The sequence below is a fragment of the Erythrobacter sp. genome, assembly GCF_023653175.1.
Lineage (GTDB): Bacteria > Pseudomonadota > Alphaproteobacteria > Sphingomonadales > Sphingomonadaceae > Erythrobacter.
Genome location: NZ_JAMNXL010000195.1, coordinates 1 through 6463 on the forward strand (window position 1 = coordinate 1; position 6463 = coordinate 6463).

A 6463-nucleotide genomic window follows, 5' to 3' on the forward strand; every position below is an offset into this window, starting at 1 on the left:
AGCCCCTTGCGCACCGGGCGCCGGATCGCCGAGCAGTTCGTCTCCAACGCGCTTTACGGCAACCTCTGAGGGGCCACGGCGATGGCACGCGCCGGCATCGACTTCACGCTCGGCACACGGCGCCTGGTCAGCGTGCCGCGCGAGCTGGCGACCTGGGGCTTCACCCTCGAGGACGTGCTCGCCGCCGCCCTGCCTGCGGCTCCGGCCCCGGCGCGCGACGGGGTGCGGGTGCTCTCCGCCCCGACCACGCTGCTCCCCGACCTTGCCGCGCGCTACCCGGGCTGCATCGCCGGCGGGCGGCAGGACTACCGGCGCCACTACATCGACATGGGGCTGGACCATGATAGCTACATGGCGCGCTTCTCGGGCAAGACGCGCTCGACCCTGAAGCGCAAGGCGAGGCGGCTCGCCGAGGAAGCGCCGGGGGGCTACCAAGTCACCGCCCACCGCACCCCGGCCGAGATCGAGGCCTTCCTTGCCGCTGCCCTGCCGCTGTCGGCCAAGACCTATCAGGCGCGGCTGCTGGGTGCGGGGCTGCCCGGCGATGCCGGGTCGCGGCGCGCCATGCTCGAGGCGGCCGAGGATGACCGGATGCGCGCCTTCCTGCTCCATGCCGGCGGCGCGGCCATCGCCTATCTGGCGCTGCCGGTGAGCGGGCGCACGCTCGTCTATGCCCACCTGGGCTACGATCCGACCTGGGCGCGGCTGTCACCCGGGACGGTGCTCCAGATCGAGGCGCTGGCGCGATTGTTCGCGGAGAACACTTTCGCCTGGTTCGACTTCACCGAGGGCGAGGGCGCGCACAAGGCGCTGTTCGGGACGCATGCGGCGGCCTGTTCGAGCTTCGTCCTGCTGCGCCCCACCTTCACCAACCGCACGCTTCTGGGCGCGCGCGAGGTGTTCGATGCGGGCGTTGCCGGGGCGAAGGCGCTGGCGGAGCGGTCAGGCGCCCTCGGCCGGATCCGCGCCCGCTTGCGCGCCTGACGCGCGCGCCGCCAACACCCGGTTCGCCGCCTGCTGACGCGATCGCTCGACCAGCGCGGTGCGCACCGAGGGCGTGCCCGACATAGAGCCGTAGCGCAGCGCGACGTAGAGCCACATCAGCACCGCCACGCCCAGCAGCGTGCCCGCCGCCATGCCGAGCCTGACATCATAGCTCGCCAGCAGGGCGCAGGCGGCCACGGCAACCCCGCCCACCAGCCACTTGGGCGAAAGCCATCCGACAAGACGTTCCGAAGCGACGGGCATGAGCGACCTCTTTCATGAACCGCGGGCGAGTGGGAGGAGAGGGGCGCCGCGGTTGCCCTTATCAAATGGGACAACGCACCGGGAAGACAAGGGGTCCGAATGACTTATGGTGCGGGCGGAAAAAGGGGCCGGAAGCGCATGGCTTCCGACCCCTCTTATGCTGTCCGCGAAGCTGCAGGAAACGGGCTTACGCGCCTTCCACTTCCGAGAGGTCGACCTTGAGGCCCGGGCCCATCGACGAGGTCAGCGAGACCTTGCGGACATACTTGCCCTTGGCGCCGCTCGGCTTCGACTTCACCACCGCCTCGGTCAGCGCCTTGAAGTTCGCCTTCAGCGCATCGTCCGAGAAGCTGAGCTTGCCGATGCCGGAGTGGATGATGCCCTGCTTTTCGACGCGGTATTCGACCTGGCCGCCCTTGGCGTCCTTGACCGCCTGCGCGACGTTGGGGGTCACGGTGCCGAGCTTGGGGTTCGGCATCAGGCCCTTGGGGCCGAGGATCTTGCCCAGACGACCCACCACGCCCATCATGTCGGGCGAGGCGATGACGCGGCCGTAATCCAGGTTGCCGGCCAGCATGTCTTCCATGAGGTCTTCGGCGCCGACCTTGTCAGCCCCGGCAGCCAGCGCCTTTTCGGCATTGTCGCCGCGCGCGAAGACCGCGACCTTCACGTCCTTGCCGGTGCCCGAGGGCAGCGACACCATGCCGCGCACCATCTGGTCAGCGTGACGCGGATCAACGCCGAGGTTCATGGCGACTTCGACGGTCTCGTCGAACTTGCCGCTGAACTGGCGCAGGGTCGCGAGTGCTTCTTCGACGGTGTAGAGCTTTTCGCGGTCGAGGCTGGCGAGGATCTTCGCCTTCTTGGTGATCTTTGCCATGTGCTTAGCCCTCCACCACTTCGAGGCCCATCGAGCGGGCGCTGCCGGCGATGATCTTCATCGCCTGATCAATGTCGTTGGCGTTCAGATCGACCATCTTGGCTTCGGCGATCTCGCGGATCTGCGAGCTCTTGATGGTACCCGCCGAAATCTTGCCCGGCTCCTTCGAGCCCGACTTCAGGTTGGCGGCCTTCTTGATGAAGTAGGTCGCCGGGGCGGTCTTGGTGACGAAGGTGAAGGAACGGTCGCCGTAGACGGTGATGACCGTCGGGATCGGCATGCCCTTTTCCATTTCCTGCGTGGCGGCGTTGAACGCCTTGCAGAATTCCATGATGTTCACGCCGCGCTGACCCAGCGCCGGGCCGATCGGCGGCGAGGGGGTGGCAGAGCCCGCGGGCACCTGCAGCTTGATATAGCCTTCGATTTTCTTGGCCATGAGGCCTTACTCCTGTCGCACTATTGCCGCGCTGTTTCCGGCGAGGCTCATGTTAAGCGGTCCAGCGCCCCTGCTTCGTGCAATGCAGCGGCTCCCGCACGGAATCACCCGGCCCTCAGGCCAAGCGAAGGCGCGCGCATAGCGTGTCGGGGCCAGAATGCAAGCGAATCGACGCCGCTGAGCCTGCGCGCGCGCCCTGCGGGAAAATCATGACAGCCCCCACTCAAGGCTTGCGATTCACCTTTTTTCAAAGGATTGTCGGTAGTGGCGTTTCGTCAGCCAGGGGGCTCAACAGGAGGGCGCAAATGTTTCGGGTCGCGATCCAGATCAAGGAACTGATTTCCAGCAACGTGACGAGCGCGATCGAATCCGCTTCGAACCCGGCCAAGATGCTCACCCTGCTCCAGCGCGAGATCGAGGAATCGATCATCACCCTGACCGGTGACCGTACCCGCGTCTCGCAGGCCAAGCGGCGGCTCGAAGCCTCGCTCGCCCAGCACGAGCTGCGCGAGGCCGACTGGAGCGATAAGGCCAAGACCGCGATGGATCACGGGCGCGAGGATCTCGCCCGGCAGGCGCTGATGGCGCGCGAGGAGTGCCGCCAGACCATCGCCCGCCTCAAGGACGAGATCACTGCCGCCGATGCCAACCTTGCCGAGATCGACGCCGCGGTGCGCGAGCTTGAAGTGAAGCGCGAGGAAACCCGCGCGCAGGCCAAGGCCCAGATCGCAGCCGACGAGGCCGCGCGGGCGGGCGTCGCCGGCGGCGCGGCGAGCCGCGCGGAGGCGCATCTCAACCGCATCAACACGCTCGGCCAGCGCGCCCAGTTCGCCACCGAGGACGAGGTGCCGGCGCGCACCAATGCCAGCGTCGACCGCGAGATCGAGGAAATGCGCCGTGCGAGCGCAATCGAGGCCGAGCTTGCCGCATTGAAGGCCGCCGCGCCCGTGCCCGAGAAGAAGACGGCCGCCAAGAAGCGCTGAGGCGGCAGCGTCAGGCGTGCGGGTTGGCCTGACACGGCTCCGCTAGGCCCGCGCCCATGCTTTTCGAACTCCTCGACCTGCCTGCCGGTGCGCCTGCATCGCTGAACCTTCTCGTCGTCGCCCTCGTGGTGCTGGCGTTGCAGGCCTTTCCGCTCACCGGCATCTTCCTGATGATCCTGGGCGGGCCGCTGTGGGCAGGCGTGCTGATCACCCTCACCATGTTCGGCACCATGCTGGAGGTCGCCACGGGACAGGCGAGCCCCGGCTGGCTGGCGCTGCCGGGCCTCTATTTCGGCACCTATTACCTGCTGGTCGGGTGGAACCGGATGACGATCCGGCAGATCGCCCGCGAGCTTGCGGACTTCAACGCAGGGCAAAGCCTCGCCTTCGATCCCGCGCGGCAGGATCTTGTGCTGGTGAAGGGCCGGTCCGATGTGAACATGGGACACGCGCTGCTGACCGATTATGCGCTGCCGCGCCTGTTCGATGAAGGGCGTGTGCACTTCGTCGGGACGCCCGAAGCCTGCGAGCTCGCCAAAAGCGTCGCGGCGCGGCAGAGCGGCGTCTATTCCCAGTTTGAAAGCCGCACGACCTTCAAGCGTTTCAGAAAGGGCGCACAGGCACCCGAGCCGCCGCCCGAGGGCGGCATCATCACCGCGCCGGGGGAACCCGAGCGTCCGGTGGTGAGCGTGACCAGCCATCGCGACAGGCGGCGCGACGACCTTGTGCCGCTGCAGGTGACCGACTTCACGCTGCGGGACGAGGCAAGCGGCGCGCATTGCGATCTGCGGATCGCGCTCACCAGCCCGCTGGCCCGGTTCCCCTTCCCGGTCATCGGCTTTGCGCTCAACAGCGGCTCGCCCTCGTGGAAGGGCATTGCCGACTGGATGCGCCCGCGCGCGCGCCTGCTCGGGAGCGAGACGCCGGACGGGCGCGAGGTTGTCGCCGCCGCGCTCGGGCTCGCCCCCTCGACGGGCCTCGCGGCGCGGGCGGTCGGGGCCGAGGCGGTCGCGGCGATGATCGCACAGGCCGACGCGGCGCGGACCGGGGAGGCGCTGGCGGCACTCGAGGAGATGCTGGCCGATCCGCTCACCAATATCGGGAGCGGCAGTCTCGACCATCTCACGATCCGCCCGGGGTTGGTCGTGCCTCATGCCGACCGGATTGTCGCAGCGCTTGGCCGGTTGCAGACAAGCGACCTCAAGGCGAGCGCAAACGGACGCGCCTTGTGGCGGCTGATGGCGGTGCTGCCGGACGAGGTGTTCGCACGGCACCGCACGCAGATCGTCCGCTGGCTCGAACCGGGGACGGCGCGGCCGTGGACCCGCAATTCCGACAGGATTTACCCCCGGCTCGACGCGGCGGTGCCGGCGGAGCGGGAGATTCTGCTGCACCGGCTGGAGACCGAGCGGGGCGATCTCAAGTCGTCGCTGCTGCCCGGTTTTGCGCGGATGGGCACCGCCGCTCCGCCCGAGGTCAAGGCGCGGCTGCTGGCGATATGGCACGCCCGCGCGCCCGACCCGGCGAGCAAGGGAAGCCATCGCAGCGACTTCGAGGCGGTGCTCTACTTCACGCTCGCGCGGATGGGGCTGAAGGGCGAGGCGGGCGAGGTGGTGCAGCGCTACTGGCGGGACACCTACGCCGCGATCTGGCGCGAGGTCGAGGCTGACAGCCATCCCGAGCTGTGCGATGCCTCGCCGCGCACGCTGGATAACCACTTCCGCAAGTCATGATCCGGGCGCGGGCCGCGGCCGCCGCAGCCCTTTGGTGCGGCTGGTGAGGTGGAACGCCTTGCACAGCGCGCATTTGTAGGCGCGCAAGGGCACATCCGCGGCGAGGGCAACCGCCTCGGCCGCCTCGCGGGTGGCGAAGCGGCGCTTGCGGTTGCAGATGCCGGGGCGGGTTTTCACCGCGCCCGCACCCTCACTTCACCAGTTCGACTTCCTCGAAGCCGAGTTCCACCGGGGTCGCGCGGCCGAAGATCGAGACGCTGACCTTGACCTTCTGCTTGTCGAAATCGAGCTCTTCGACGATCCCGTTGAAGCTTGCGAACGGGCCGGCGTTGACCTTGACCGAATCCCCGATCTCGTAATCGACGCTGATGTCGCGCTTCGGCGCAGCCTGGGCTTCGGCGACGCCGCCGAAATAGCGCGAGGCCTCCTTCTCGGAGATCGGCTGCGGCTTGTTGCCCGAACCGAGGAAGCCGGTCACCTTGGGGGTGTTCTTGACGAGGTGGTAGACATCGTCGGTCATGTTCAGCTTGGCGAGGACGTAGCCGGGCATGAACTTGCGCTCGACCTGCACCTTCTTGCCGCGCTTGACCTCGGTGATGGTCTCGGTGGGAACCTGCACTTCCTCGACGCCATCCGACAGGCCGAGGCGTTCGGCTTCGGCGATAATCGCGTCGCGCACCTTGTTCTCGAAACCGGAATAGGCGTGAATGATGTACCAGCGGGCCATGGAACGTCCTTGGGAAATGGGTCTTGCGGAAAGAGGCAGGGGGGCGGCAGAGCGCCCTACTTGAGCAGGCCGATCAGCGCGTTGACGATCATGCCGAACACGGTGTCCACGCCGAGGAAGAAGATCGACAGCAGCAGCATGAAGATGAACACGAAGATCGCCGTGCGCACGGTCTCCTCGCGGGTCGGCCAGACGATCTTGTTCGTCTCGGCGCGCACCTGATTGAAGAACTCGCCGGGCGAGGTCTTGGGCTTCTTCGGTTCTGCCCCGTCCTTGGGAGCGATCATCTTGTCGGCCATGCAAGCCTGTTCCTTCGCGTAATGCCGTCGTGTCTCGTCCGGCCGGCTTTCAGGTAGGGCTCCGCGCCGCCCGGGACAAGGTCGCCGGAGGGGCTGGAATATCTGCCGATGTCGGGAAAGACGATGTCGCCCATACGCGTGCGGCCATCGGGGGTGG

Annotated in this window: 9 protein-coding genes; 3 read left to right on the forward strand and 6 right to left on the reverse strand. The window is 67.5% G+C overall.

The genetic code is table 11. From position 1 onward, the window contains the following. Window positions 1-81: 81 nt before the first annotated feature. On the forward strand, window positions 82-984 hold the full coding sequence (locus tag NBV68_RS16555; protein WP_296311898.1) for a GNAT family N-acetyltransferase: 903 nt from the start codon (window positions 82-84) through the stop codon (window positions 982-984). Here the strand turns inward: NBV68_RS16555 and NBV68_RS16560 are convergent. The 3 genes from NBV68_RS16560 to rplK form a co-directional block, all read right to left on the reverse strand. Then, window positions 943-1248: a hypothetical protein gene (locus NBV68_RS16560; RefSeq protein WP_296311902.1), complete on the reverse strand. Its 306-nt coding sequence runs from the start codon at window positions 1246-1248 to the stop codon at window positions 943-945. The genes NBV68_RS16555 and NBV68_RS16560 overlap by 42 nt on opposite strands. 187 nt (window positions 1249-1435) lie before the next feature. Next, the gene (gene rplA, locus NBV68_RS16565; RefSeq protein WP_296311904.1) at window positions 1436-2128 is read right to left on the reverse strand and encodes a 50S ribosomal protein L1; all 693 of its coding nucleotides are present in this window, start codon (window positions 2126-2128) and stop codon (window positions 1436-1438) included. A gap of 4 nt (window positions 2129-2132) precedes the next feature. Beyond that, window positions 2133-2564, reverse strand: a complete 432-nt coding sequence (rplK, locus tag NBV68_RS16570) for a 50S ribosomal protein L11 (RefSeq protein WP_296311909.1) — start codon at window positions 2562-2564, stop codon at window positions 2133-2135. Between the two features lie 305 nt (window positions 2565-2869). Here rplK and NBV68_RS16575 point away from each other — a divergent pair, with 305 nt between their 5' ends. Next, window positions 2870-3547: a PspA/IM30 family protein gene (locus NBV68_RS16575; RefSeq protein WP_296311911.1), complete on the forward strand. Its 678-nt coding sequence runs from the start codon at window positions 2870-2872 to the stop codon at window positions 3545-3547. A 56-nt stretch (window positions 3548-3603) separates the two neighbouring features. Next, window positions 3604-5280: a hypothetical protein gene (locus NBV68_RS16580; protein WP_296311914.1), complete on the forward strand. Its 1677-nt coding sequence runs from the start codon at window positions 3604-3606 to the stop codon at window positions 5278-5280. Here the strand turns inward: NBV68_RS16580 and NBV68_RS16585 are convergent. The 3 genes from NBV68_RS16585 to secE are packed head-to-tail and all read right to left on the reverse strand — an operon-like array spanning window position 5275 to window position 6306. Beyond that, on the reverse strand, window positions 5275-5457 hold the full coding sequence (locus tag NBV68_RS16585) for a hypothetical protein (RefSeq protein WP_296311917.1): 183 nt from the start codon (window positions 5455-5457) through the stop codon (window positions 5275-5277). The two genes, NBV68_RS16580 and NBV68_RS16585, sit on opposite strands and share 6 nt — an antisense overlap. Before the next feature lie 13 nt (window positions 5458-5470). Next, window positions 5471-6007: a transcription termination/antitermination protein NusG gene (gene nusG, locus NBV68_RS16590; protein WP_296311919.1), complete on the reverse strand. Its 537-nt coding sequence runs from the start codon at window positions 6005-6007 to the stop codon at window positions 5471-5473. Between the two features lie 56 nt (window positions 6008-6063). Next, complete coding sequence (gene secE, locus NBV68_RS16595; RefSeq protein WP_296311921.1) at window positions 6064-6306, reverse strand: preprotein translocase subunit SecE; 243 nt, start codon at window positions 6304-6306, stop codon at window positions 6064-6066. Between the last annotated feature and the right edge of the window lie 157 nt (window positions 6307-6463).

Coding starts and splice junctions, on each gene's coding strand:
- rplA (WP_296311904.1), bottom strand. CDS start 2,128: ATGGCAAAGATCACCAAGAAGGCGAAGATCCTCGCCAGCCTCGACCGC.
- nusG (WP_296311919.1), bottom strand. CDS start 6,007: ATGGCCCGCTGGTACATCATTCACGCCTATTCCGGTTTCGAGAACAAG.
- secE (WP_296311921.1), bottom strand. CDS start 6,306: ATGGCCGACAAGATGATCGCTCCCAAGGACGGGGCAGAACCGAAGAAG.
- NBV68_RS16555 (WP_296311898.1), top strand. CDS start 82: ATGGCACGCGCCGGCATCGACTTCACGCTCGGCACACGGCGCCTGGTC.
- NBV68_RS16575 (WP_296311911.1), top strand. CDS start 2,870: ATGTTTCGGGTCGCGATCCAGATCAAGGAACTGATTTCCAGCAACGTG.
- NBV68_RS16560 (WP_296311902.1), bottom strand. CDS start 1,248: ATGCCCGTCGCTTCGGAACGTCTTGTCGGATGGCTTTCGCCCAAGTGG.
- NBV68_RS16580 (WP_296311914.1), top strand. CDS start 3,604: ATGCTTTTCGAACTCCTCGACCTGCCTGCCGGTGCGCCTGCATCGCTG.
- rplK (WP_296311909.1), bottom strand. CDS start 2,564: ATGGCCAAGAAAATCGAAGGCTATATCAAGCTGCAGGTGCCCGCGGGC.